Below are 24,258 nucleotides of genomic sequence, written 5' to 3'. Positions count from 1 at the left end.
CGCCCGAGCGTCAGACTCAACGCTCGCAGAGCGGTCCGACGTGTGTTCCAAGCCGTGCTACAGACCCGCGCCAGCGGCGTCGGCCATTCGTTTTCAGATGGTTGATTCTGTCCAGTCGACGATGTCGCCGGCGGCCTCGCCGAAGGCTCGGTCGAGCGCGGCGATAAAATCGTCATTGGCCGGGCCGCCAGCAGGACTGGAGGCTTCGAATGTGCGCGAGGCGCGGACGACGCCATTGCGGTCGTTAAGCAGCTTGACGAATATCTCGACATTGGCGCGGGAGCCGCCGCTCACGCGAACGTCGAAGGCGCGAATCTCTGCGATCACCTGATAGTCGATCGCAAGCCCCTCGCCCGGCTTGCCGACGCCCCCGAACTTGCCGGATTTCTGGAACGTCTCGGCCAAGCGGGCTTGCACGATCTTCGGAAGCCGATCGGCCCATTGCGCGCCCTTCAGGAACTGGATCGTTCCCGGCGACGGCTTGACCACGATGTTCTGCCCGTCGAGCGCCTTCAGTGCGGTCGGCTCGGCGATCAGGATCTGGGCGCGGCTGCGTCCACCAGGGTTTGTCACATCCGGCGCGGAAAGCTCATAGGTGTCGAGAGGCTGCGGAGCCCTCAACAATGCACAGCCTGGCGCCACGAGCGCAGTGGCGGTGATTGCAACGATCAAGGCGGCTCGCGTCACCCGGTGGCCTCGCATCATCAGCGCGGCAGCACCGCACAGTCGTAAAAACTCTTGGAATGATGATCCATCAAAGTCAACGCCGGGCCCTCCCGTCATACTGGCGGACGTCGCCCTCTCCACCGCTAATGATACGCTGAGGGTTGCGCTCGAAGTCGGTGATCGCCTGCTCGATCCGGCTGATTGAGCGGCGACCCTCGCTCACGAATGCCTCGACGTTGCGCAGACCCTGGCTGGAGAAGCGCGCGAGGTTGTCGGTGATCGTGCCCATGCGCGCGTTCAGCGTGTCGGCGACCTTCTTGTAGGCGTTGAGCGTCTCGCGCAGGTCCACCATCACGCTCTGCGTGTTCTCGTCGCCGAGCAGGCCATCAAGCTTGGCAAGGATGCCGTCGACGCGAACCGATGCCTTATTGATCCGTTCTGCGAACTGTTGCGCGTCGCTCACAATCTTGTCGATATCCTCGGAGCGTCGGGAAAATCTGTCGGTGAATTTGGAGACGTCCGTCGCCGCCCTGTTGGCCGATTCGCTGGCGCTGCGGAAATTGGTGATCGCCTTGCCCGCCTCGGACGTCGCGGACTTGACGTCGGCGATCACCTGCTTGACGTCGTTCGGATCGACCGACGCGACGATGCCGTCGACCTTCTCAAGCGTGCTGCGGGCGTTGCCGGCAAACTCGTTGATCGACTTCACGGCGCCCTGGACGTCGCTGACGACGCCATCGAGTCGGGCGCCGGTCTCGTTGAGGTTCCTGGTAAGGGCCTCGGTGTTCCGGACGATCTGCGCGACCTGTTCCCTGTCGACCGAATCGATCAGGCCCTTGGCCGACTTCAGGGTCGAATCGAGCTGGCCGGACACCGCCTGAAGCTGGGTCGAAAGCGTACTTACGCTGTCGAGAAACCTGTCGACGCCGTCGGAATTGTTGGCCAGCGCCTGGGAGAATTTCTCGGCGTTCTTCACGGTGTCGGTCAGCGGTCCGCGCGCCTCCTTCACGAATCCTTCGAGGCCGTTGAGCACATTGTCGGCGCGCGTGAATATGGTCTGGGCGGTCTGCAGCAGGTTCGTGACCGCAGACGGGTTGGCGCTGATTTCGGCAGTGACGCCGGCTTCCTCGGCTTCGTCGAGAAGGCGCATTTCCTGCGCATTTCCACCCTTCAGCTCGACATTCGCCTGCCCGGTCAGTCCCGCCAGGCCGATGTCGGCCTGGGTGGATCGCGTCAGTGGCGTGTTGCGGTCGATCAACGTGTCCGCGATCGCCGCGTTGGGGTTCTTCGGATCGATATAAACGCGCTGGACGTCGCCCACCTTGATACCGTTGAACAGGACGGCGCTGCCGCGGCCGAGCCCCGACGCGGAGCCGGGGATAAGCACCCGCAAGGCCGCCGTTTCTCCCCGTTCGCCGACGCCCGCCGTCCAGTACACGAATGCAAACGCGGCCACGGCGGCGAGGAGCGTGAAGATACCGACTGCAACGTAGTTGGCTTTGGTTTCCATTATTTCCGAGCCGTCAGATCGAGCTGCCGCGCGCGCTTGCCGCGGAAGTAGGATTTCACCCAGGGTTCATCGCATTCCAGCATGTCGCTGATCGTCCCCTCGACAAGCACCCGCTTCTTGCCGAGAACCGCCACGCGGTCGCACACGGAGAACAGGCTGTCGAGATCGTGCGTCACCATGTAGACGGTGAGGCCCATAGTGTCTCGCAACTTGGCGACCAGTTCGTCGAACTCCGCGGCGCCGATCGGATCGAGACCGGAGGTCGGCTCGTCGAGAAAGACGACATCGGGATCGAGCGCGAGCGCGCGCGCAAGCGCAGCCCGCTTGATCATGCCGCCTGAAAGCTCTGATGGGAACTTGCTGGACGCATCGCGGGGCAGGCCGGCGAGCTCGATCTTGAGCTGCGCGAGCTCGTTCATCAGCTTCTTCGGCATGTCCAGGTACTCGCGCATCGGCACCTGGACATTCTCCAGCACCGTCAGGGCGGAGAACAGCGCGCCGTGCTGGAAGAGCACGCCCATACGCATGTCGATCCTCAGGCGTTCTGCCTCGGTCGCCTCGTCCACGTCGACGCCGAAGAGTTCGATCGTTCCGGCCTGCTTGCGGGTGAGTCCGAGGATGGTGCGCAAGAGCACTGACTTGCCGGAGCCGGAAGGGCCGACGAAACCCAGGATCTCGCCGCGATAGATGTCGAGATCCAGCCCGTCGAGGATGACGTTCTTGCCGAACGCCACCGTGATGTCGCGGGCCGAGATGACGATCTCTCTTTCGGCTTCTTTCGACTCAGATGGCCGGGGCATGGGAGACGAAGTCTGGCTCATCAAAAATCGATCGCCGCGTAGAAGATGGCGAAGAAGCCGTCGAGGATGACGACGATGAAGATCGCTTTGACCACTGACGCGGTCACGTGACGGCCGAGCGATTCGGCGCTGCCGCCAACCTTCATGCCCTCCACGGACGCCACGATGCCGATGATCAGGGCCATGAACGGCGCCTTGATCAGGCCGGCGAAGATGGTGCTGAGATCGATGCTTGGCCGCAGCCGGTCGATGAAGGCGGTGGGCGTGATGTCGGAATATGACCACGCCACAAGCATGGCACCGCCGAGCGCCGCGAAGTTCGCCGCGATGGTCAGGCAGGGCAAGGCGACCACGAGCGCCACGAGACGCGGAAAGACCAGGACGCCCACCGGGTTGAGGCCAATGACGGTGAGCGCGTCGACCTCCTCGCGCATTTTCATGGAGCCGATCTCGGCGGTGATGGCGCTGCCGGAGCGGCCGGCGATCATGATGGCCGTCATCAGGACGCCGAGTTCCCGCAGGATCAGGATGCCAACCAGATCGACAACGAAGATCTCGGCCCCGAAGTAACGCAACTGATACGCGCCCTGCTGGGCGACGATAGCGCCGACGATGCCCGACATCAGGACGACGACGGGAATGGCGCCGACGCCCATGCGGTCGATCTGGTGGAAGATGGCGGCCGGATTGATCGCACTCGACCGGCCGAGCTTCATCTGCGCGCCCCGGATGGTCGAGCCGAGAATGTACATCGCCGCCATGAAGTCGCCGAAACCCGCATACATGGCGCGACCGATGGATTCGAAGATCCACAGCGGATCGAAGGGGCCGCGCGGCGGCTTGGTCCAGGGTCCCTCTTCCGCCGTTTCCGCAACGGCGCCGAGCAGAATCTTCGCAGTGTCTGTCGCGCCGGATATGGTGGTCTCGACGTTGCGTCGCCTGTTTGCGGCGACGAGCCGTTCGATGACCCAGGCCCCGGCCGTATCCATACGCTCCACCTGCGACAGGTCGATGGTCATCGGGAGCGCGGTCCTTGACGCTTCCAGCGCACGCATCTCGTCGTCGATGCTGCTGACCGTCCTCGTCGTCCACCGCCCGGACAATTCGGCGACGACGCCGTCGGCGACGTCGCGCACGGCGACACGCGGTCCGCTGCCGCTGCTCGCCCTTGTGTCCTGCCGTCCATTGTTCAACATGGGCCGAGTCTTAGCCGCTCTGCCCGATCCTGTCACTTTGAGGGTGAATGGCGCGGTCGAAATGTCATGGAGTGTCACCCGAATGCGCAGCCTGACCATCAATGCCGAGACGTTCCCAATCGCCCGCGCGTTCACCATTTCCCGCGGATCGAAGACGCAAGCCGCGGTGTTGAGCTGCTCCATCGGGCAGGATGGCGTGGAAGGACGCGGCGAGTGCGTGCCCTACGCCCGCTATGGCGAGACGATGGAGAGCGTGCACGCGGAGATCGAAGCGATTCGCGCGGAGATTGCGCGCGGCATGGACCGCCGGCAACTCCTGACAGCAATGCGCGCGGGGGCAGCGCGCAATGCAGTCGACTGCGCCCTCTGGGATCTGGAAGCAAAGCTCTCGGGCGTCGCCGCGACGCATGCACTCGGAGTCGATTCGCCGAAGCCGCTTGAAACGGCGTACACGCTTTCGCTCGGCGAACCGGACGCGATGGAGACCCAGGCGCGCGAAAACGCCTGGCGGCCGCTTCTCAAGGTCAAGGTGGGGACCGATCAAGACGAACCGCGGATGCGAGCGGTCGTGGAGGGCGCGCCACACAGCCGTATTATCCTCGACGCAAATGAAGGCTGGCGACCGGACAACCTGATCAGGCATCTCGCGCTGGCGGCCGAACTTGGCATAGCGCTCATCGAACAGCCGCTGCCGGCAGGCTCGGACGATATACTGCGCGACGTCAAGCACATGGTACCGATCTGCGCCGACGAAAGCGTCCACACCGCGGCGGATCTGGATGGCCTCGTCGGCCTCTACGACGCCATCAATATCAAGCTGGACAAGGCCGGCGGGCTGACCGCGGCGCTGGAGCTTCGCGACAGTGCACGCCGAAAGGGGTTTGCGATCATGATCGGCTGCATGGTGGGCACGTCATTGGCAATGGCCCCCGCGGTGCTGCTTGCACAGGGGGCGGAATTCGTCGATCTCGACGGGCCGCTTCTGCTGGCGCAGGACCGGGACCAGAAGCTCACCTATGAAGGCTCGCTCGTCTCACCCCCTCATCCTGCGCTTTGGGGCTGACGGCCAGCGCAGGCAATCAGCGCGACGCCGACGAGAGCGACCGCCGCCATAACGTAAAATCCGTTCGCGCCCATGTTTTCATACACGGCGCCGGACGCCAGCGTGACCAGGGCCATGAAGAGGCCGCTGGCGAAGAAGGCGACGCCTTGCGCGGCGCCCATCTTGTCCTCGTCGATCGTCTCGGCGATGAGCTTCTGGACGCCCAGGAGGATCAGGCCGGTCGAGACCGCGTGAAGCCCCTGGACGGCAAAGAATCCCGCCACGCCTGCGCCGGACGGCCAGACCAGGGGATAGGCGACCCAGCGGACAATTGCGCCGAGGCCGGCAAGGCCGAGCAGGATCGACGACGGCGTGCGGCCGAAAACGCGCGTGAAGGCCATGAATATCCCGACCTCGGCGACAACCGACGCCGTCCACAGCAGACCAACGACGCCTCCGTCGATGCCGATCGATTTCCAATAGATCGATGCGAAGCCGTACATGAATCCGTGGCTGGAGTTGATGAGCCCAGCGCCTACCACGCAGAGCAGGAAATACGGCGTGAAGAGCGACGGGTCGGCCTTCTGCATGGCAGAGGCCGAGAGCGGCGATGCACGCCGCGGCTTGCCCAGCCTCGGAGCGAGCAGACAGGCGGCAAGCGTTCCCACCAGTCCGGCGCTGATCATCGCCGGGACGCTTGATTCGGTGGCCAGCGAAATGGCGACGCCTCCGAAGAAGTTGGCGGCCAGGAACGCTGCGGACCCCCAGATGCGCATATGCGCATAGTTCGACCCGAAGCGGCGCACACCGGACAGGGCGAGCGAATCGGCCAGCGTGGAGTGCGGCGTCCAGACGATCGACAAGAGCAGCGAGACGATGAGGATGGCGGTGAAGGAGGACGTGAAGAAGTAGCCGATCGAGAGGATGAGCGACATGGCCACCATCGCGACCAGAACACTGGCGCGGTCTTTGGCGCGATCGGCCAGAGCGGTGATGAGCGGCGTGGTGAAGACACGCAGGAACATTGGCGCAGACAGCACGATGGCGATGTGCTCGGCGTCAAGTCCCTTGGACTCGAGCCAGAGCGGGAAATACGGCAGATGGACGCCCTGCGGGATGAAGAGCGCCGCGAAGATGAGCGAAACGCGCAGCTCAAAGCGGCGCGGTTTGGCGAGTTGTGCTGGAGACAGCGGCGGCAAGGCCATGATCGGATACGGGTCTGAAGGAGGGCGCACCGCCGAAGCGCGGTGTGCCCGCTTAGCACGCAATCCGTACGGCGGGAACGGTCTGAAGCCGCGCCCGCCTCAGGAACACGGAGTTGCCTCCGTGCGTGCCGTTCAGATCTTCACGAGCATAGCTGTCAGATACATGAAGGCGACGCCGATGCCGATGCCCGAGAGGACCGGCAGCGTGAGCAGCCCAGCCGCACCCTTGTCGTGCCGGCCGGCGAGGAAGGCGCCTACTTCGATAATCACCTGCAGGATGGCGCCGGCGCCGATGGCCAGCGCCAGCGCCGACCATTGCGGCGCATAGGCCAGACTGCCGATCCACATGCCGAGTACGGCCGGGCCGCCGGCCAGCAGGGTCAGCCCAGCGAAGCTCCACAGCGGCGGCCGCACCTTGAGGATCGGCGCGGCGATACCGATGCCCTCGGTGATGTTGTGCAGGGTAAAGCCAAGCACGAGGAAGGTGCCCAGTCCGGCCGCACCGGCCGCGAAGGCGGCCCCGATCGCCAGCCCCTCGCCCAGATTGTGGAGGCCGATGCCAATGGCGATGTAGGTCGCCAACGCGAGCCCCGTCGGCCGTCCTTCTCGTCTCCCGAAGGCCGTCAGCAGCATGAAGCTCGCCACGGCCGCAAGGATGACCATCGTCGGCCCCTGGAACAAGGCGGCCGATCCACCCGCAAATTCGAACGCGTCCTCGAACGTGTCGACCAGCAGGAAGCCGAGCAGGCCGATCGTCATCGCGAGCAGGAAGTCCATGGTCGCCGGTCCCGCACCGCGCAGCGCAGGATAGAACATCAGCCCCACGGCAACCGGCAGGATGCCGACGAATGCCCCGAGAATCGCCTGGGAGACGAGGGTCGACGTCGTGGCGACCGGGGTTGCGATGGCGACGGGAATGGCGTGCTCGAACGTCGCTCCGGTCGACGTCACGAAGGTGACAGTGTGGCCCTCGCCGACGATCCACGGGAACGGAATGCGGATCCAGGCCGTATCGCCTCGCGCGATCGGTCCGGACGGTTCCTGCTCAAAGTGCCAGTAACCGGCATCGACCTGCACCTGAGCGATCTTCATCGGCTCGGAACCGCCGGCCCTGACGAGCAGTCCTATCCCGTTATGGTCGAGGATCGTCCGCTCGACGGTGATGTTCTCGACCGGAGGAGCCCCGTTGCCGAAACTGGCGAGCGGGTTGGTGGCGATCAGCCACCAGACCGCAAGGCCAAGCACGGCGAGAGGCAGCAGCAGCCACAGGAAGCTGAAGGGACCGCGGCCGCTTACGGGTACGGCGGTGCGCAGACGATCGTGTTCGACGCGCTCGTTCACGACACGGCCTCGACGACGTCGAACATGCCGACCCAGCCGAGCTCGGTGAACTCCGCCTGATGCGCATGGAACATGTAGAGGCCGGGCTCGTGGTCACGGAAACTGAACTCGAGGATGCCCCGCTGCGCCTGGCACTGCATGATAAGATCCACCGTCTTCAGGGTCGGGGTCAGCGTCGTTCCCTGGTCGAAATAGTCGAAGAAGTTCGCGTGCAGGTGGAACGAGTTGATCGGATCAAATTCAGTCACGTTGACGAGGTAGATTCGGACCGGCCGGTTCCTGTCCACCTTGATTGGCTGCTTGGCGTAGCAGTGAGCCACGGTGTTGCAGGCATAAAACTCGTTCTCGCCGTCGAACGTCGTGTCGAAGGCGTTCATCACCATCGCCATTTCCTGCCAGTTGGCGTTTTCCGGCGTGCCCAGCAGACGGGATTTCGCGACATCGGCCATGTCGGGGTGACGCGCCGGATCCGGGTCCACGACGAACAGGCCGTACATGCCCTTGTGCATGTGGCGGGCCAGCGGCAGGGCGTGGCAGTGATAGAGGTGGCAGCCAAAGGGCTTGGCCTCGAATTCGTAGACGAATTCTTCTCCCGGATCGATGACGCCGGCCCCGGGAACGCCATCCATCCGCGCGGAGTGGATGCCGTGAAAGTGCATCGAATGCGGATGCGATCCGTAGTTCTTGAAGACGATGCGCAGCAGATCGCCTTCCGTAGCGCGCAGCGCGGGACCGGGCACGCGACCGTTGTAGGTCCAGGCCGGGAACATCACCCCCGGCGCGATCTCGATCTCCTTGTCTTCGCCTGTGACCTCGAATGTGCGCACGGTGCGGCCATCCGACCGCTTGGTCACTTCGCCGGTGTCCCAGTCCGTCAGCATGGCGGTAGGGTCGAAACCGTTGCGTGCATTGTCGACTTCGCCGACGGTCATCATCGCCCCATGCGCCGTCAGGTGATCCTGCTTGGCCGCATGGCCTGCCGTCGAAGCCTGCTGGGCCGCCCGCATGGTGCTGTGATCATGCGTCGCCTGACCGGCTGCGTTGCGCGCGCTCAAGGCCGCGCCTCCGGCCGCGAGGATACCGGCCCCCAAAAAACCGCGTCGACTGAGATCGAACGGCAACCACCGTCGCATGAAATCCACCCCTGTTAGCAATGACGAACAAGAAGAGCACAATCGCTTAATTATAGCAATGGCTATATTTTTCGCGGCGAACAGCCTGCGACACGGAATCATCTGGAAAGATTCAAAACGCCGCTCTATGAGAAATAGCCGAGGCTACACTTTATCGCAGCGAAGGAGCAGAGCTGGTAGTGAGCGACGAGAATCCGACGATTGTAGAGCCCAGCGACCCGATCGATGCGGAAACGCGCGTCGAGAGTTTTAGGCAGACGCGCCACAACCGCCGCACCGAACTCGTCGAGGACTACGTGGAACTGATCGCCGATCTGATCGACGAAGGCGGCGAGGCGCGCCAGGTCGACATCGCGCAGCGGCTGGGCGTAGCACAGCCGACCGTCGCCAAGATGCTGAAGCGGCTGGCTGCCGACGGGCTGATCCAGCAACGGCCCTATCGCGGCGTGTTTCTTTCGGCCGAAGGGCGGGAGCTCGCCGAAATGAGCCGCGACCGGCATCAGGTCGTCGAGTCCTTCCTCTGCGCTCTGGGCATCAGTCCGGAAACTGCGCGCATCGACTCCGAGGGAATTGAGCATCACGTGAGCGCCGAGACGCTGGAAGCCTTCCGCGCCTTCCTGGCCCGCAGCGGGAAATGAGGGCTCCCTCGCGATTCACGAAGTCGTGACATTGACCTTCCAGTAGGTGGAACGACTACGTGCGAGCCATCGGGCAGTCCCGGTATCGACTCGAATGGACTGGAAGCAGGAACATGAAGCACCATCTCATCACCGCAGCAGCCGCCATCTCCCTCGCCATCAGCGGTGCAGCCTATGCCCAGGACGCACATTTGGGCCACGGAGCCGCTGCGCCGAGCGCCGCCGCGGAGGCCTTCGCCAAGGCCAATGAAGACATGCACAAGGCCATGGCCGTGGAGCTTTCCGGTGATGCCGACCGCGACTTCGTGCTTTCCATGATTCCGCATCACGAAGGCGCTGTCGCCATGGCCAGGATCGTGCTGGAACACGGCAAGGATCCGGAGATCCGTGCACTCGCCGAAGAGGTCGTGAAGGCGCAGGAAGCCGAAATCGGACAGATGAAGGCATGGCTGGCCAAGAATCCGGATTGATCTGACCTGCGGATTGTGGACAAGCCGGACGCCCTGAGCGTCCGGCGCTGCGCCGGGCGTACAATCCGGCTACGGTGCAGCGATGAAGCCCTCCAAGGACATTTCCCGCCTGATCGAGATCATGGCCGCTCTGCGGACGCCCGTGACGGGATGTCCCTGGGACGTCGAACAGACCTTCGAGACCATCGCCCCTTACACGCTGGAAGAGGCCTATGAGGTCGCCGACGCCATCGCCAGGCGCGACCTGGCCGATCTGCGCGAAGAGCTCGGCGACCTTCTTCTGCAGGTCGTCTACCACGCCCGCATGGCCGAGGAGCAGGGAGCCTTCGAATTCGGCGATGTGGTGGAGGCGATCACACAGAAGATGATACGCCGTCATCCGCATGTCTTCGGCGACGAAAAGGCCAGAAGTGCCGGCATGGCCAAGGGCATGTGGGACCGGATCAAGGCAGAGGAGAAAGCCGAACGCCGCTCCCGCCACGTCGCGCTCGGCCTTGACCCCGAACTAGGCGGCTCAGGATACCTTGATGACGTACCGGTCGCCCTGCCCTCCCTCACGCGCGCCCTGAAACTGCAGGAGAAGGCTGCCAGGGTCGGCTTCGACTGGCAGGAAGCCGCGCCTATCCTCGACAAGATCGAGGAGGAAATCGGCGAGCTGCGCGCAGAAATGGCCGCGGGCGACCACGCTGCAATCAAGGACGAGTTTGGCGACCTGCTGTTTGCGGTCGTCAATCTCGGACGCCACCTGAAGGTTGATTCCGAGGCAGCGCTCGCCGGGACCAACGAAAAATTCCGCAGCCGATTCCATAGCGTGGAGCGGACGCTCACGGCCGCAGGGCGGAACCTGGATGACGCCTCGCTCGAGGAAATGGAAGCGCTCTGGCAGGACGCCAAGCGCAAATAGGTCGTTCCCGCGCTACTCGGCCGCCCGTCTGGACAAGCGCTCCTCGATCGATTGGCGCGCGGTGGCCGTAGCACGGAGCGTCAGCGTAACGCTGCCATCGTCATTGTCGGTGCGTTCGACCACCTGTCCGTTGCGATAAAGCCAATCGATGGACGCGAGTTGGTTGGGCTGCAGCGTCACGACGACGGGTTCCAGACCGCCTGCCACGCGCTGCTCGATGGCGGCAACGAGCGCCTCCACCCCCTCGCCCGTCGCCGCCGAGATGGCGAGCGGCGTATTGCTTCCCGCCTCCAGCAGCCGCGCACGGTTCGCATCGTCGAGCAGATCGACCTTGTTCCAGACTTCGATGACGCGCGCTTCGTCCTTTGCATCGACGCCGAGGTCGGCAAGTATCTGTTCCACGTCCGCCGCCTGCGCCGCAGTATCCGGGTCCGAAATGTCGCGCAGGTGGATGACGACGTCCGCTTCCACCACCTCTTCGAGGGTCGCGCGGAAGGCCGCGACAAGGTGGGTCGGAAGGTCCGAAATGAACCCGACTGTATCGGACAGGATGACGATGGTGCCGTGAGGCAGCCGCACCCGGCGCAGCGTCGGGTCCAGCGTGGCGAAGAGCATATCCTCGGCCAGCACGTCCGCACCCGTCAGGCGATTGAAGAGGGTGGACTTGCCGGCATTCGTGTAGCCGACGATGGCGACCACGGGGAACGGCACCTTCTTGCGCTTTGCCCGGTGAAGGTCGCGCGTGCGCCGCACCGTTTCCAGTTCGCGCTTCAGCTTCAGGATCTTATCCTGGAGAATGCGGCGGTCGGCCTCGATCTGTGTTTCGCCGGGGCCTCCGAGGAAGCCGGCGCCGCCGCGCTGCCGCTCCAGGTGGGTCCAGCTGCGCACGAGCCGCCCCTTCTGGTAGTTCAGGTGCGCGAGTTCCACCTGCAGCGCGCCTTCCTTGGTGCGAGCCCGCTCGCCGAAAATCTCAAGGATCAGGCCGGTCCGGTCGAGCACCTTGGCGTTGAACGCCTTCTCCAGATTGCGCTGCTGCACAGGCGTCAGCGGATGGTCGACGATCGCCAGCTCCGCCTTGTTTTCCTTTATGATCTCGGTGATCTCGTCGACCTTGCCGGCGCCAAGCAGCGTGGCAGGCCGCGGCTCGTTCACCGTGGCAATTGTAGCATGAACGATGTCGAGGGAGATCGCCTCGGCGAGGCCTACTGCCTCCTCGAGCCGCGCGTCCGCGGAGCGCTGCAGCCGCGGGCGGGTCTGCTGGGCAGTTTCATCCTCACGCAAGTGATGACGTGCAAGGATCGGCACGACCACAACGGCGCGCGCACCAGTCGCGTCCGATCCTGTATCGTCCGCCCTCTGGGGGCTAGCCCGGCGATTTTCTGCTTTCAATCAGCTTTCCCGGCCGTTTTCCTCGGCATCGAACATTTGCACGGGCTGGCTCGGCATGATCGTCGAGATCGCATGCTTGTAGACCAGCTGCGAATGGCCGTCCCTGCGCAGCAACACACAGAAATTGTCGAACGACGTTACGACACCGGTCAGTTTGACGCCATTGATCAGGAAGATCGTCAGTGGGTTCTTGCTCTTCCGAACCGAGTTCAGAAAGAGGTCTTGAAGATTCTGCGAACGTTCCGCCATTGCTTCTTGTCTTTCGCCGCCCTTTGCCTGGTTGGCACTGCGCCAGTTTAGCGGCGTGGTGTCAAGTTCCAGCCACTTGCGTCGAAACCCGAAACAAGTGGAAAGGTCTCATTGTGTCTTAAATCGAATAGAGCCGTTATCAGGCTGGACTTCGTTCCGCAACGTCAAAAAATGCCTCGCGCAACAAAAGCGTTGTAGCGCCCGGGTGTCCGTTGGCGACACTGTGCCCGTCGATGGATACGACTGGCATGACCACCGTCGTCGCCGATGTCATGAACACCTCTTTCGCTGCCTTTGCCTCATCAAGCGAGAAGTTGCGTTCCTCGATTTTGAGCTCGAGTTTCCGGGCGACGTCGAACACGGTCGTGCGGGTGATGCCGCGCAGTATTCCTGTTTCGGCCTGGCGCGTTACCAGCACATTGTCCTTCGTCACGATCCAGACGTTGCTCGATGCCCCCTCCTTCACCGTGCCATCGGGATCGACGAACCAGGCATCGTGAGCGCCCGCCGACTTCGCCTTCTGCCGGGCCAGCACGTTGGGGAGCAGGCCGACCGTCTTGATGTCGACGCGCTCCCACCGGTTCTCAGGCACGGTGATGACATCGAGACCGGTCGCGGCGCGCTTCGCGCCGGCGACGGTGTCGAGTCGCTTCGCCGTGATGACGATGCTCGGTCTGACGCCAGGCGCGGGAAAAGCATGGTCGCGCGGGGCGACGCCGCGCGTCACCTGGAGGTAGACCAGGCCATCGCGGACCAGATTGCGGTGAATGACCTCGGACATCGCGATGTGCAGCGCCTTTCGCGACATGGGCCAGGCGATCTGAAGCTCGCGCAGCGAACGGTCCAGGCGGTCGAGATGCCGCGTCATGTCCACGATGAAGCCGCGCGAAATCTCGCAGACCTCGTAGACGCCGTCGGCGAACTGATAACCGCGGTCCTCTACATGCACCATCGCCTCGCGATGCGGCACATAGCGGCCGTTCACATAGGCGATACGAGGCATGTCCGAACTCCTTGAAAGACAGGGGAGGCTTAAGCGATTCCCGGCTGGCGGTAACGGCCAAATCGCGAACTCAGAAGAATTCCAGACTGACGCGGAACATCTGCTCGACCTGCTTCACCGCACCCTGCATGGCGAAGATGACGACGCGGTCCTTCGGACGGATGTGCACGGAGCCGCTGGGCGAGATCATCTGTCCGTCACGGAAGATCGCGCCGATCCGCATGCCGTCGGGCAGCTCGAGGTCGCGCAGCGCCGTGCCGACCAGAGGCGACGTCTCCAGCGCCTCCGCCTCGATGATCTCGGCCAATCCCTGCTGGATGCTGTGGACGGCGCGGATCCGCCCGCGACGCACGTGCTGAAGCACACGGGAAATGGTGACCGAGCGCGGATTCACGTATGCGTCAATGCCGAGCGTCTTGGATAGACCGTGATAGGCCGGGCTGTTGAGAAGCACGAGGCTGGCCTTGCAGCCCAGGCCCTTGGCCATGACGCTTGAGAGGATGTTGACCTGGTCGCTGTTGGTCAGCGCCACCATCAGGTCGGCGTCGTGGATATCGGCCTCGAGGAGCAGCTTCTGGTCGAGCGCACTGCCGTTGAGCACCACAGTGCGCCGCAGTTCGTCGGCGATCCTGACGGCCCGCTCGCGCTGGTCCTCGATCAGCTTGATGCGGGTCCGGCTCTGCCTCTGTTCGATGGTGCGCGCGACGTAGAGGCCGATGTTGCCGCCACCGGCGATAATGATCCGGGTTGCCTCCTGCTCGTCATGTCCGAACAGGCTGAGCGTGCGCCGCACCTGATCCTTCTGCGTCACCACGTAGGCGAGGTCGCCAGCGATCAGTTGGTCGGCGGAATGCGGCACGAACAGGCTGTCGCCCCGTACGACCCCCACCACGGTGGACGGCAGGTCCGGAAACAGTTCCGTGAGCTGCTTCAGCGGCGTATTGATGACAGGGCAATCCTCAAGGCATTCGATTGCCACCATGATGATCTTGCCCTCGGCGAAGCGAACGACGTCGGTCGCGCCCGGCAGCGCGATGCGTCTCAGCACCATCTCGCCCACCTCGAGCTCGGGCGAGATGATCACGTCGATCGGCATGTGATCGCGCGAGAACAGGTCCTGATACTGGGGCTGGAGATAGGACTGCGCCCGTATCCGCGCGATCTTGGTGGGAACGTTGAACAGCGCGTGGGCGATCTCGCAGGCGACGATGTTGACCTCGTCATGCAACGTCACCGCGATGATCATGTCAGCCTGTTGCGCGCCCGCCGCCTCCAGCACCTCGGGATGCGAGCCGTGTCCGACGAAGCCGCGCACGTCGAGCGAGTCGCGCACCGCCTGGATGAGCTGCGCCGAGGTGTCGATGACCGACACGTCGTTCCGTTCTGCGGCCAGCCGCTCGGCAATGCCGTAACCAACCTGGCCGGCGCCGCAAATTATGACCCGCATGAGCGCCTAGACCCCGAGCGACTTCAGCTTGCGATGGAGCGCCGAACGCTCCATCCCGATGAACTCGGCCGTGCGCGAGATATTGCCGCCGAACCGGTTGATCTGGGCGATCAGATACTCTTTCTCGAACATCTCCCGCGCCTCGCGCAGGGGTAGCGCCATGATGTGCTGGTCCGACTGGTTGGGCGCGCGCGGCATCACGTCGCCGATCTCCTGCGGCAACAGGTCGGCGGTGATCGGCGCGTCGACGTCGTCGCCGCGCACCAGGATCATCAGGCGCTCGATATTGTTGCGCAGCTGTCGCACGTTGCCCGGCCAGTTGTGCGCCTGAAGCACGGCCAGCGCATCGTCCCCGATCCGCCGCGGCTTGATGCCGGCCTGCCTCGCCACCTGCAGCATGAAGTGATCGACAAGATACGGGATATCCTCGCGGCGCTCCGAAAGCCCGGGCACGATGACCGGGACCACCGCCAAGCGGTGGTACAGATCCTCCCGAAACCGCCCCTCGGCGATCATGCCCTCCAGGTTCTGCGCGGTCGACGAGATGATGCGCACGTCGACCTTGACCCGCTTGGTCCCGCCGACGCGCTCGAACTGCTGGTCGACCAGCACGCGCAGGATCTTGCTCTGCGTCTCGCGCGGCATATCGGCGATCTCGTCGAGGTAGAGGATGCCGCGGTGGGCCTCCTCGAGCGCCCCGACCTTGCGCTCGCCGCCGTTGGATTCGGTGCCGAACAGCTCGATTTCCATGCGCTCCGGCGTGATCGTCGCGGCGTTGAGCGACACGAACGGACCGGTCTTGCGCGACGACTGTGCATGAATGGCGCGCGCCACCATCTCCTTGCCCGAGCCGGACGGCCCGATGATCATGATGCGGCTGTTGGTCGGCGCCGCGCGCTCGATCGTCTGCCGCAAATGGTTCATCGCCGGCGATTTGCCGATCAGGTCGAAACTGTCGCCGCTGCGCTGGCGCAGATCCGACACCTCGCGCTTCAGCTTGGAGGTTTCCAGGGCGCGCTCGGCGATCAGGATCAGGCGGTCGGCCTTGAACGGCTTCTCGATGAAGTCGTAAGCGCCGCGCCGGATGGCCGAGACCGCGGTTTCGATGTTGCCGTGGCCCGAGATCATGACCACCGGCAGCTCCGGATGCATGGTCTTGATCTTGTCCAGAATCGCCAGGCCATCGAGGCGGGACCCTTGCAGCCATATGTCGAGGAAGACCAGGCGCGGGGCACGGTCCGCGATCGCGGCGAAGGCGCTGTCGCTGTCGTGCGCGGTGCGTGTCTCGTGTCCCTCGTCGCTCAGGATGCCCGCGACCAGTTCGCGGATGTCTTCTTCGTCGTCGATGATGAGAATGTCAGATGCCATTTCCGACCTGCTCGTTTTCTGCTTGCTTCGGGTGCTCCTGCCCGGCGGCGTCCGATGATGGCGTCGCCGAAGCGGGAACGAAAATGCTGATCATTGCGCCCCTGCCCTCGTAGAAATCGTCCGGCGCATCGTGAAGCTCCAGCGAGCCTCCGTGATCCTCGATGATCTTCCTGACGATCGCGAGGCCGAGGCCGGTGCCCTTTTCACGCGTCGTCATGTAGGGCTCGAGCAGACGCTGGCGATTCTCGCGGGGCAGTCCCTTGCCATTGTCGATCACGTCGACGCGCACCATGGCGCCTTCACGCCGCGCCCGGATGCGGATGACGCCGCGCTCCTCCGGCGTGCGTTCCGCCCCTTCGATGGCCTCGGCAGCATTCTTGATGACGTTGCCGAATGCCTGGGTCATCAGCCGCGTGTCGAATGTGCCGGTAAGCGGCTCGTTGCCGAAATCGCGCTCGAACGCGATTTCGGCGCGGCTCACCTCGACCAGGAACGAGGCCTCACGCAGCGGCTCGCGCAGGTCGAGCTGCTTCATGTCGGGCTTCGGCATCCTTGCGAAGGCGGAGAACTCGTCCACCATGCGGCCGATGTCCGCCACCTGGCGGATGATCGTGTCGGTGCACTGGTCGAACACCTCCCGATCCTCGGTGATGACCTTGCCGTAGCGGCGACGGATGCGCTCCGCCGAAAGCTGGATGGGCGTGAGCGGGTTCTTGATCTCGTGCGCGATGCGGCGCGCCACGTCCGCCCAGGCGGTCGAGCGCTGCGCCTGAACGAGATCGGTGATGTCGTCGACCGTGACCACGTAGGACTTCTCGCCGACCTGGCGGTCGCCCTGCTCGATGGTGACCTGCACGTTGAACGTGCGCTCGAGCCTGGCCCTGAAGAAGGTGACCTGTTCCCGATAGACAGGTCGCTGCGAATTTCGGCCGATCTCGAAGATCCGCCCGATATGCGGCAGCACGACGGAGAGGTTTTGACCAACCGCCTCGGCTGCGGAGATGGCAAGCATCGTCTCCGCCGAGCGGTTGACGATCGTGATCGTGCCGACCGCGTCGACGCCGATGACGCCGGCGGTGACGCCGGACAGCACGGCCTCGGAGAAACGCCGCCGCTCATCCATGACGTCCTTTGCCGCAAGGATCTCGTTGCGTTGGGATTTCAGCTCGAGCAGCATCTTATTGAAGGTGTCGCCGAGCGAGGCCATATCGCCGTCTGTCGCCCGCACCGGAACGGAGACGTCGAGGTTGCCGGTGGCGACCTCGTCGGCGGCGCCGATGAGCCGGCGGATCGGCCGCACCAGACGGTCGGCGACTGCGATGGCCGTCCAGATCGCAGCGAGCACGATGATGAGGACAAGCCCGAGATAGAGCAGCGCGAAGGCGATCTGGGTGGATATGCGGCTTCCCTCAAGGTCGCGGTAATCGTCCACATTCGCGCGCACGATCTGCCGCGCCCGTATCACCTCCGGATCGACCATCCGGATTGTGTAGAGGTAGACGTCCGGGATCTCGCGCAGCTTCAGCACCGCGCCGACGATCGGGCGGGTGCGCGGCTCGATCAGGACAGGCCTGCCGTCGTCCGCCTGCTGCGTCGCCCCCTCGGGCAGTTCCGGCATGTCGAAATCCGCGTTCGTCTCGGCCTGCATCACCACCGAGCCGTCCGCCTTCACCAGCGCCGCGTGCGCAAGGGCGCGGCCGACCGCCTCGCGGGTCATCAGGTCGCGAAAGCCGGTGCGGTCGAGATTGTAGATGGGGCGCGCCTGGTTCAGGTAGTTCGCCATCGACAGCGTCGTGCCCTGCAGATTACGCGCGTTCTCGATCACATAGGCTTCGGCGATCGAGAGCGAGGAGCTGATGATCGCCCTGGTGCGGATCTCGAACCAGCGGTCGAGCCCGACATTCAGCGAGATCGAGGCGACGATGGCGACGAGGATGGCGGGAATCGCAGCCACCAGCGCGAACATCGCGATGATGCGCACATGGAGCCTGGACGCCGCCTTTCCCCGACGGCGGGACATGTAGATGGCGTAGATTTCCTGCCCAATAAGGGCGATCAGCAGCAGGACGAATGCGCCGTTGATGACGATCAGCGCAAGCGTGATCGACTCGCTCGGCGTGATCGGCGTGACGCCGATGAGGATGGCAAACGAGACGGCAGCGGTCAGCAGCGCAGCAACGACCGCGACGATGCCCGGCGCCAGCAGGCGCCGCCCGTCAAGCTGCGACGACTTCCCAAAGAGCGGGGTCGGAAGTGTATCTGCGGGAATCGCCATCAGCCCGTGCGTCGATGAATTACGTTGATTCTATGCAACACATTGTGGCGATTCTGCAACAAAACCGGGGCGAGCTGGAGCTATCTCCGTATCTCGCCGCGGCTGCGGACTTCGCTCTCATTCAACGAGCACGAAGCAAGCGCGCCTCCGCTCAGCCCGAGCGCGCGCCGCGATAGACGTTGACGCCGAGCTCGCGGATCTTCTTGCGCAGCGTGTTGCGATTGAGCCCGAGCAGCTCGGCGGCCTTGATCTGGTTGCCGCGCGTGGCTGTCATGCAGGCAAGTACGAGCGGATACTCGACCTCGGCCATGAGGCGATCGTAGAGGCCGGGAGGCGGCAGGTCGCCCTCGTAGGTCGCGAAATAGCGGTGGAGATGCCGCTCGACCGCCTGGCCGATCGTGAGGTGCTCCGGCGTCAGATCTGCGGCGACTGTGGTCGGAGAAGCGCCGGCCTGGAGTTCGGTTTCGACGATCTCCGCCGAGATCTCGTCCTGGGGATAGAGCGCCGCCAGCCGGCGTATCAAGTTCTCCAGCTCGCGCACGTTGCCGGGCCACTGGTAGCGCCGCATCAGCTCGATGCCGCCCGGCGCGATGCGCTTCTTCTGGAGGCCTTCGTTCTCTGCCTGCGTGAAAAAGTGACGGACGAGATCGGGAATGTCCTCCGAGCGCTCGCGCAGGGGCGGCAAGCGAAGCGGCACCACATTGAGCCGATAGAAAAGGTCCTCGCGAAACAGACCCTGGTTGATCAGCGCCCGCAGGTCCTTGTTGGTCGCCGCGACAATGCGCACGTCCGTCTTGATCGGCGTGCGGCCGCCGACCGTCGTGTACTCTCCCTGCTGGAGAACGCGCAGCAGGCGGGTTTGCGCCTCCATCGGCATGTCGCCGATCTCGTCCAGGAAAAGTGTTCCGCCTTCCGCCTGCTCGAAGCGCCCCGTCGATCGGTTGTGCGCACCGGTAAAGGCGCCCTTCTCATGGCCGAAAAGCTCGGATTCGATCAGGTCGCGCGGGATCGCCGCCATGTTGATGGCCACGAAGGGTCCGTTTCGCCGGCGGCCATATTCGTGCAGTGCGCGTGCGACCAGTTCCTTGCCGGTGCCCGACTCGCCGGTGATCATCACCGTCAGGTCGGTCTGCATCATGCGCGCCAGCATGCGGTAGATGTCCTGCATCGCGGCTGACCGTCCGACCAGCGGCATGGCGTCCGGCTGCTCGTCGTGGCGTGTCTCCGCAGCCGGACGGCGCGGCTCGGCCAGCGCACGCGACACGATGTTCAGCAGCTCGGTGAGGTCGAACGGCTTCGGCAGGTACTCGTAGGCGCCGGTCTCCGAAGCACGGATCGCCGTCATGAAGGTGTTCTGGGCGCTCATCACGATGACCGGCAGTTCCGGCCGCGCCTTCTTGATGCGCGGGAGCATATCGAAGGCGTTGCCGTCCGGCATCACCACGTCGGTGATGACGAGGTCGCCGTCGCCGGCAGCCACCCATCGCCACAGGGTCTGCGCATTCGACGTCACCCGCACCTCGTGGCCGGAGCGGATCAGCGCCTGGTTCAGAACGGTGCGGATGGCGGCATCGTCGTCGGCGACGAGGATCTGGCCGGGCGCGTTCATGTATGTCCTCCGTCCTCGTCTTCGCCGATGGGCGTGTTTTCCTTCCAGGCCGGCATGAGAACACGAAAGTTCGTGCCACGCGGTGTCGACTCGCATTCGACGATGCCGCCATGCTCGCCGACGATCTTGGCGACGAGCGCCAGCCCCAGCCCTGAACCGTTGAGCTTGGTGGTTATGAAGGGATCGAACAGTATGGGGAGGATGTCCTCCGACACGCCGGGCCCGTTGTCGCGGACGCAGAACTCGAGCGGCAGCGACACGCGGTCGGACGTGCCGGGAACCGAGACGCGGATGCCGGGCCGGAACGCTGTCGTCAGCGTGATCTCGGCCTGCGGATCCGACCCCACCGCCTCAGCGGCGTTCTTGATCAGGTTGAGGAACACCTGGATGAGTTGGTCGCGGTTGGCATAGACCGGGGGCAGCGACGGGTCATAGTCCTGGACGATCCTTATCCCCCTGGCGAAGCCGTTCCTGGCGATTGCCTCCACATGGTCGAGCACAACATGGATGTTGACCGGATAACGATCGATCGGACGCTCGTCGGAAAACACCTCCATCCGGTCGACCAGCGCGACGATGCGGTCGGTCTCATCAGTGATCAGGCGCGTCAGCGCGCGATCCTCGTCTGAGGCGGACAGTTCCAGCAGTTGGGCCGCACCGCGGATGCCCGACAAAGGATTCTTGATCTCGTGCGCCAGCATGGCGGCAAGGCCGGACACCGACCGCGCTGCGCCGCGATGCGTCATCTGGCGGTCGATCTTGTCCGCCATCGAGCGTTCCTGAAACATCACCACCACCGAGCCGGGAAACTCGGGCACCGGCGCTGCGTACAGATCGACCATCTTTTCCTCGCCCAGACGCGGCGACGACACGTCGACCCGATATTCGTTGACTGGGCTCAGCCGTTCGCGCACCTGCTCCACCAGCGTCAGCAGGGGGCTGTCGAACGGCACGAACTTCGACAGAAGGCTGCGCGCCAGCACATTGGCGCTGCAACGGAAGAAGTCCTCCGCATCGGCGTTGGCGAATGTGATGTATCCGTCCGGAGCGACCATGATCACCGGTCGGCGGATGGTGTTGAGAACGATCTGCGCGGCGTCTTCCATGTTCGCCTGTGGGGACGTCACATTCATGCGGCCGCCCTTTCCCCCGAGCCGTCGCCTGCCGGCGCAAAGGCTTCCCTGACGCTTGAAATCACCTGTGCCGGGTCGAATGATGTCATCACCGATCGCCTGAGCTCTTCCGTCGATCCGCCAGCATGGCGGTCGAGATACCAACCGAGGTGCTTGCGCGCCTGCCTGAGCCCGCTCTCCACGCCGTAGAGCGAAAGCATGTCCTCGTAGTGCGAGACCACGTAGTCGGCGATCGCGGCGGGCGTTGGTCCAACCCGCTCGCCCGACCCGCCGCCTGCCGCAGCCGCGATCTCGGCCGCGGCCCACGGCGCGCCGTAGTGCGCGCGCCCGACCATCACCGCGTCCGCTCCGGACTGTTCCAAGATTGTCGCGGCGTCCGCGGGCGTGCCAACGTCCCCGTTGGCCACGACGGGGATGGACACAGCCTCCTTAATACGGGCGATCGCCCCCCAGTCCGCCTTGCCCTTGTAAAACTGGCAGCGCGTGCGGCCATGCACGGTGACCATGGCGACGCCTGCCTGCTCGGCCCTTTGCGCCAGCACCGGCGCGTTGAGCGCCGTCTCGTCCCAACCGAGCCGCATCTTCACCGTAACCGGTACGGCGACCGCGCCTATCACCGCATCGATCAGCCTCAACGCGTGATCGAGGTCGCGCATCAGCGCGGAGCCGCAATAGCCCCCGGTGACCTTCTTCGCCGGGCAGCCCATGTTGATGTCGATGATATCGGCGCCCTCGCCTTCCGCTATGGTCGCCGCCTCGGCCATGGCCGCCGCCTCGCGGCCCGCAAGCTGGATCATGTGAACCGCCAGGCCGGAGTGCCGTATCCGGCGCTCGGTATCGCCCCGGCCGCGAGCAAGTTCGCCGCTCGCGACCATCTCGGAGACGACCAGCCCCGCGCCGTGCTGATAGGCGCGGCGACGCATTGGCTCGTCGGTGATCCCGGACATGGGTGCCTGGAACACGCGATTGCGGATGGAAACCGGTCCGATCTGGAGCGGCTGGGAGAGTTGTTCAAGTTTCGTCATGCACAAAAACAGGGCAGAGACACCTCGTGCACATTCTCTAGCCAGATTTGGTTGGACGCGCAATCGGCAAGTCGCCGCACAAAATGTCGATTTCTGGAATTAGCTGGCGGAACCGAAACCGCCGTACTAAGGCCGAAGCATGACGACGGATATGAAAAATGCCGCCGCAGGCAACGTGGCGGTGGTGATCGTGGCTGCGGGGCGCGGCGAACGGGCCGGCGGCGGCGACCTGCCCAAACAGTACAGATCCGTTGGCGGAAAAACCATTCTTCGCCGCAGCGTCGAGGCGATCCTCAGCCATCGCGGCATTGGGCGGATCGTGGTCGCCATCCATCCCGCCGACCGCCCGCTCTACGAAGCGGCAATCGGCGACCTCGCCTCCAGGGTGCAGGCCATTGACGGCGGCGCCAGCCGCCAGGCGTCCGTATTGGCCGGACTGCAGGCGCTGCGCGAGACTGCGCCATCGAAGGTTCTCATTCACGACGCCGCGCGGCCATTCGTCGACACCGACCTGATCGATCGGATCATCGATGCGGTAGAAGAGAGGCAAGCCGCCCTCCCTGCAATCCCCGTTTCGGACACGTTGAAACGTGGTGGGGATGGCGACCTGGTCTCCGGGACCGTTGCGCGCGAGGGGCTGTTTGCCGCACAGACGCCGCAGGGCTTCCCATTCTGGCCGATCCATGCTGCTCACATGAAGGCCGATCGCGCGGGCAGGACCGATTTCACCGACGACGCCGCGATCGCCGAATGGGCGAACATTCCGGTCAAGCTTGTCCGGGGTTCGCCGGACAACCAGAAACTCACCTGGGCAAAGGACATCGAAATGGCCGACCAACGGCTCTCCGACACCATGCTCTTCCCGGACGTGCGCACCGGCAACGGCTACGACGTGCACTCGTTCGAGGCGGGCGATCATGTCTGGCTCGCCGGCGTAAAGATCCCTCACACCAGGAAGCTGAACGGCCATTCGGACGCCGACGTTGCGCTGCACGCCTTGACCGACGCGCTGCTGGCGACATGCGGCGGCGGCGACATCGGCACGCATTTCCCGCCCTCCGACCCGCAGTGGAAGGGCGCCGCCTCGCACATCTTCGTGGAGCATGCCGCGCGCCTCGTGCGCGAGCATGGCGGGCGCATCGCCAATGCGGACATGACGCTGATCTGCGAAGCGCCGAAGATCGGCCCTCACCGCGAGGCGATGGTCGCCGCTGTCGCGCAGATGCTCGGCATCGATCCGTCGCGCATCTCCGTCAAGGCGACGACCAACGAGCGCCTTGGCTTCGTCGGCCGCGAGGAAGGCATCGCGGCGATCGCGACCGCGACGGTCGTCTATCCCGGAGAACTGCCCGCATGAGCGAGATCGATCCTCTTGCCGATCGTTTCCTGAAGGCTTGCGAGGCTCGCAAGATACTGGCGGCAACGGCCGAGAGCTGCACCGGCGGCCTCATCATCGCGCGCCTGACCGACATTCCCGGCTCGTCTTCCATGGTCGACCGCGGCTTCGTCACCTATTCCAACGACGCCAAGATGGAGATGCTCGGCGTTCGCAAGTCGACTCTGGACGCGCATGGTGCGGTTTCGCAAGAGACCGCGCTCGAGATGGCGGCCGGAGCTCTGAAGAATTCCCGCGCCGGCATTGCGCTCGCGGTCACCGGCATTGCCGGGCCAGATGGCGGCTCGGCGGAAAAGCCGGTCGGTCTGGTCTGGTTCGGGGTCGCCGTGACTGGTCAGCCGGCCTTCGCCGAGAAAGGGCTGTTCGAGAACAAAGGCCGAGACTTCGTGCGCCGGGAGACGGTGAAGACCGCGCTCGAACTCGGCCTCAAGGCGTTGGCCTGACAAGGCCTCCGCTTCG

Annotated in this window: 22 protein-coding genes; 6 read left to right on the top strand and 16 right to left on the bottom strand. The window is 64.4% G+C overall.

What is annotated here, in order from left to right; genetic code table 11:
- Nucleotides 1-93 precede the first annotated feature (93 nt).
- Genes PD284_RS14195 through PD284_RS14180 form a run of 4 tightly spaced genes read right to left on the bottom strand, consistent with a single transcriptional unit; the run spans nucleotide 94 to nucleotide 4,172 of the window.
- Entirely contained in the window at nucleotides 94-702 is a 609-nt protein-coding gene (locus PD284_RS14195; RefSeq protein WP_411956271.1) for an ABC-type transport auxiliary lipoprotein family protein, read from the bottom strand.
- A gap of 58 nt (nucleotides 703-760) precedes the next feature.
- Nucleotides 761-2,176, bottom strand: a complete 1,416-nt coding sequence (locus PD284_RS14190; protein ID WP_274628836.1) for an MlaD family protein — start codon at nucleotides 2,174-2,176, stop codon at nucleotides 761-763.
- A complete protein-coding gene (locus PD284_RS14185) occupies nucleotides 2,176-2,997 on the bottom strand; it encodes an ABC transporter ATP-binding protein (protein WP_274628835.1) in 822 nt (273 codons plus the stop codon). The genes PD284_RS14190 and PD284_RS14185 overlap by 1 nt, the downstream gene beginning before the upstream one ends.
- A complete protein-coding gene (locus PD284_RS14180; RefSeq protein WP_274628834.1) occupies nucleotides 2,997-4,172 on the bottom strand; it encodes an ABC transporter permease in 1,176 nt (391 codons plus the stop codon). The genes PD284_RS14185 and PD284_RS14180 overlap by 1 nt, the downstream gene beginning before the upstream one ends.
- Nucleotides 4,173-4,254: 82 nt before the next feature.
- Between PD284_RS14180 and dgcA the strand changes: the two genes are divergently transcribed.
- Nucleotides 4,255-5,235: an N-acetyl-D-Glu racemase DgcA gene (gene dgcA, locus PD284_RS14175; protein WP_274628833.1), complete on the top strand. Its 981-nt coding sequence runs from the start codon at nucleotides 4,255-4,257 to the stop codon at nucleotides 5,233-5,235.
- Here the strand turns inward: dgcA and PD284_RS14170 are convergent.
- The 3 genes from PD284_RS14170 to PD284_RS14160 form a co-directional block, all read right to left on the bottom strand.
- A complete protein-coding gene (locus PD284_RS14170) occupies nucleotides 5,214-6,419 on the bottom strand; it encodes an MFS transporter (RefSeq protein ID WP_274628832.1) in 1,206 nt (401 codons plus the stop codon). The two genes, dgcA and PD284_RS14170, sit on opposite strands and share 22 nt — an antisense overlap.
- A 132-nt stretch (nucleotides 6,420-6,551) precedes the next feature.
- A complete protein-coding gene (locus tag PD284_RS14165) occupies nucleotides 6,552-7,760 on the bottom strand; it encodes a ZIP family metal transporter (protein WP_411956207.1) in 1,209 nt (402 codons plus the stop codon).
- The gene (locus PD284_RS14160; RefSeq protein WP_459382276.1) at nucleotides 7,757-8,767 is read right to left on the bottom strand and encodes a multicopper oxidase domain-containing protein; all 1,011 of its coding nucleotides are present in this window, start codon (nucleotides 8,765-8,767) and stop codon (nucleotides 7,757-7,759) included. The genes PD284_RS14165 and PD284_RS14160 overlap by 4 nt, the downstream gene beginning before the upstream one ends.
- A gap of 305 nt (nucleotides 8,768-9,072) precedes the next feature.
- Here PD284_RS14160 and mntR point away from each other — a divergent pair, with 305 nt between their 5' ends.
- The 3 genes from mntR (at nucleotide 9,073) to mazG (ending at nucleotide 10,905) form a co-directional block, all read left to right on the top strand.
- Nucleotides 9,073-9,531 (top strand): manganese-binding transcriptional regulator MntR, encoded by a 459-nt coding sequence (gene mntR, locus PD284_RS14155; RefSeq protein ID WP_274628830.1) that lies wholly within the window; start codon nucleotides 9,073-9,075, stop codon nucleotides 9,529-9,531.
- Nucleotides 9,532-9,644: 113 nt separating this feature from the next.
- Complete coding sequence (copM, locus tag PD284_RS14150; protein WP_274628829.1) at nucleotides 9,645-10,001, top strand: CopM family metallochaperone; 357 nt, start codon at nucleotides 9,645-9,647, stop codon at nucleotides 9,999-10,001.
- 82 nt (nucleotides 10,002-10,083) lie between these two features.
- Complete coding sequence (mazG, locus tag PD284_RS14145) at nucleotides 10,084-10,905, top strand: nucleoside triphosphate pyrophosphohydrolase (RefSeq protein ID WP_274628828.1); 822 nt, start codon at nucleotides 10,084-10,086, stop codon at nucleotides 10,903-10,905.
- Between the two features lie 12 nt (nucleotides 10,906-10,917).
- Here mazG and hflX read toward each other — a convergent pair whose 3' ends face one another.
- From hflX to dusB, 9 genes are all read right to left on the bottom strand, one after another.
- Nucleotides 10,918-12,294, bottom strand: coding sequence for a GTPase HflX (hflX, locus tag PD284_RS14140; protein WP_274628827.1), 1,377 nt, complete (start codon nucleotides 12,292-12,294; stop codon nucleotides 10,918-10,920).
- Complete coding sequence (hfq, locus tag PD284_RS14135; RefSeq protein ID WP_274628826.1) at nucleotides 12,295-12,543, bottom strand: RNA chaperone Hfq; 249 nt, start codon at nucleotides 12,541-12,543, stop codon at nucleotides 12,295-12,297.
- 139 nt (nucleotides 12,544-12,682) lie between these two features.
- Nucleotides 12,683-13,546 carry a D-amino-acid transaminase gene (locus PD284_RS14130; protein ID WP_274628825.1) on the bottom strand — a complete coding sequence of 288 codons (864 nt, stop codon included), beginning with the start codon at nucleotides 13,544-13,546 and terminating at the stop codon, nucleotides 12,683-12,685.
- Between the two features lie 70 nt (nucleotides 13,547-13,616).
- Nucleotides 13,617-14,993 carry a Trk system potassium transporter TrkA gene (gene trkA, locus PD284_RS14125; protein ID WP_274628824.1) on the bottom strand — a complete coding sequence of 459 codons (1,377 nt, stop codon included), beginning with the start codon at nucleotides 14,991-14,993 and terminating at the stop codon, nucleotides 13,617-13,619.
- A 6-nt stretch (nucleotides 14,994-14,999) separates the two neighbouring features.
- The gene (ntrX, locus tag PD284_RS14120; RefSeq protein WP_274628823.1) at nucleotides 15,000-16,361 is read right to left on the bottom strand and encodes a nitrogen assimilation response regulator NtrX; all 1,362 of its coding nucleotides are present in this window, start codon (nucleotides 16,359-16,361) and stop codon (nucleotides 15,000-15,002) included.
- Nucleotides 16,351-18,636 carry a sensor histidine kinase NtrY-like gene (locus tag PD284_RS14115; RefSeq protein WP_274628822.1) on the bottom strand — a complete coding sequence of 762 codons (2,286 nt, stop codon included), beginning with the start codon at nucleotides 18,634-18,636 and terminating at the stop codon, nucleotides 16,351-16,353. Before PD284_RS14115 ends, ntrX begins: the two co-directional genes overlap by 11 nt.
- Nucleotides 18,637-18,787: 151 nt before the next feature.
- Entirely contained in the window at nucleotides 18,788-20,245 is a 1,458-nt protein-coding gene (ntrC, locus tag PD284_RS14110) for a nitrogen regulation protein NR(I) (RefSeq protein WP_274628821.1), read from the bottom strand.
- Nucleotides 20,242-21,378, bottom strand: a complete 1,137-nt coding sequence (locus PD284_RS14105) for a two-component system sensor histidine kinase NtrB (RefSeq protein WP_274628820.1) — start codon at nucleotides 21,376-21,378, stop codon at nucleotides 20,242-20,244. Before PD284_RS14105 ends, ntrC begins: the two co-directional genes overlap by 4 nt.
- Nucleotides 21,375-22,403, bottom strand: a complete 1,029-nt coding sequence (dusB, locus tag PD284_RS14100; RefSeq protein WP_274628819.1) for a tRNA dihydrouridine synthase DusB — start codon at nucleotides 22,401-22,403, stop codon at nucleotides 21,375-21,377. The genes PD284_RS14105 and dusB overlap by 4 nt, the downstream gene beginning before the upstream one ends.
- 139 nt (nucleotides 22,404-22,542) lie before the next feature.
- Here dusB and PD284_RS14095 point away from each other — a divergent pair, with 139 nt between their 5' ends.
- Nucleotides 22,543-23,760, top strand: a complete 1,218-nt coding sequence (locus PD284_RS14095) for a bifunctional 2-C-methyl-D-erythritol 4-phosphate cytidylyltransferase/2-C-methyl-D-erythritol 2,4-cyclodiphosphate synthase (protein ID WP_274628818.1) — start codon at nucleotides 22,543-22,545, stop codon at nucleotides 23,758-23,760.
- Nucleotides 23,757-24,242, top strand: coding sequence for a CinA family protein (locus PD284_RS14090; RefSeq protein ID WP_274628817.1), 486 nt, complete (start codon nucleotides 23,757-23,759; stop codon nucleotides 24,240-24,242). Before PD284_RS14095 ends, PD284_RS14090 begins: the two co-directional genes overlap by 4 nt.
- Nucleotides 24,243-24,258: the final 16 nt, after the last annotated feature.

Source organism: Mesorhizobium shangrilense (genome assembly GCF_028826155.1).
Lineage (GTDB): Bacteria > Pseudomonadota > Alphaproteobacteria > Rhizobiales > Rhizobiaceae > Arvimicrobium > Arvimicrobium flavum.
This window is presented reverse-complemented; position numbering and strand designations above follow the sequence as displayed.